Origin of the sequence: Salinivibrio sp. MA427, assembly GCF_001996115.1 — a bacterium.
Classification (GTDB): Bacteria; Pseudomonadota; Gammaproteobacteria; order Enterobacterales; family Vibrionaceae; genus Salinivibrio; species Salinivibrio costicola.
On sequence record NZ_MUFH01000446.1, the window covers coordinates 1 to 1,515 of the forward strand.

At 47.2% G+C, this 1,515-nt stretch carries 2 protein-coding genes; both read right to left on the reverse strand.

From position 1 onward, the window contains the following. Positions 1-399 precede the first annotated feature (399 nt). The gene (mog, locus tag BZG79_RS15460; RefSeq protein WP_021022543.1) at positions 400-936 is read right to left on the reverse strand and encodes a molybdopterin adenylyltransferase; all 537 of its coding nucleotides are present in this window, start codon (positions 934-936) and stop codon (positions 400-402) included. Positions 937-967: 31 nt separating this feature from the next. After that, a partial coding sequence (locus tag BZG79_RS15465; RefSeq protein WP_199878052.1) for a U32 family peptidase occupies positions 968-1,515 on the reverse strand: 548 nt, incomplete at its 5' end.

The following is a 1,515-nucleotide window of genomic DNA, read 5'->3' on the forward strand; positions in this document are numbered from 1 at the left end:
ACTGATAATAAAGCATTTTATCGAAACTCACAGTAAAGTTTAGGTGTCTGACTTAAACGGATATAACTGGAGGTCTTCGATGCCCCCTATCAGCAACAGGTGGCCAACGCAATTACTCGCTGGTGTTATCAACACTGGCGTCTACACTCTGTTTTACGGTTTGAACCATCTTTCCAAGTATCAGCATTCAGGTTAAGGAATACTTTAATCTAATCGATACTCAATTTGGCTTGCGCATGGCAACCCAAGGCGAGCACATGAGTGTTCATTTATCAATCATCGCCGATATGTCTGCGGCTAAAACCTTCTCTAAAAAGCTGAGGTTGTTGATCTGGTGATACCAATCAACAACTCACACCGCATTCTTTTTGGCTCATACACCAGAAATCACTGTAGCTCTTATTTTTTAGGACGGAAGGGTTTAATCACCGTTTCGTTACACTCCAAATAAGGGCCTTCCATAAGGTCAATGCAATAAGGCACTGCCGGAAATACCGCGTCTAAGCACTGACGAATGGCTTTTGGCTTACCAGGTAAGTTGATAATTAGCGATGAGCCGCGTAAACCCGCAGTTTGGCGAGAGAGAATGGCGGTTGGTACGTACTTTAACGACTCTTGTCGCATCAGCTCCCCAAAGCCCGGCATCATGCGGTCGCAAACTGCCTCAGTTGCCTCGGGAGTGACATCGCGTTTAGCCGGGCCAGTACCACCGGTGGTCACCACCAGACAACAGCCTTCTTTGTCGACTAAGTCTTTTATGGTCTGTTCAATCAGCGATTGTTCATCTTCAATAACCCGATACACCGGCTGCCACGAAGACGTTAAGTAGTCATTTAATGTCTCTTCAATAGCCGGACCTGAGACATCCTCATATTGCCCTCGACTGGCGCGGTCGCTGACCGTAATAACACCAATACGTGCGATATCGTCTGACATAATTGCCCTTTTGTCTCTTAATTCCGTGTATTTATGCCGTCAGTAACCCGGCAAGCTGTAACCAATAGCCGTTACTTTCTTTGCTGCCCAATTTTACGGGATGATCGCCATCAACATTGTTACGGAAACGATCTAGCCAGTCAAAAGTGCCTTGTGGTTGCGGACTAATACGGACGATATCCACTAACCCCTGCATACTCGGAAGTTGGTTTATCAGGTTATAACGAGTCCCCGATTGGGTTTGAATGCCGTTAAGTACAAACACTTGCTGTCCTTCCTGGCTTTTCACTTCACGCCCTTCGGGGTACTTGATGCAGCACAGCTCACACTGATCTTTCGGGCGGTTTTCAGATCGCGCAGTAAAACAGCGACCCGACCAGGCAAGCGGCATATGCCCAAACGAGAATACCTCAACATCGAAGCAGTCACGCACGCTTTCAATGACCTTTTGCTGCAAAATATCCTGCAACCAGTCACGCGACAGCTCAAAAGGTGCTACCCAACGGTTCATGCCCATATCAATTAAACGACGCAGGCTTTGGTGATTGTAGATGTTAATGGCCGGCCCAGCAGTGAAGT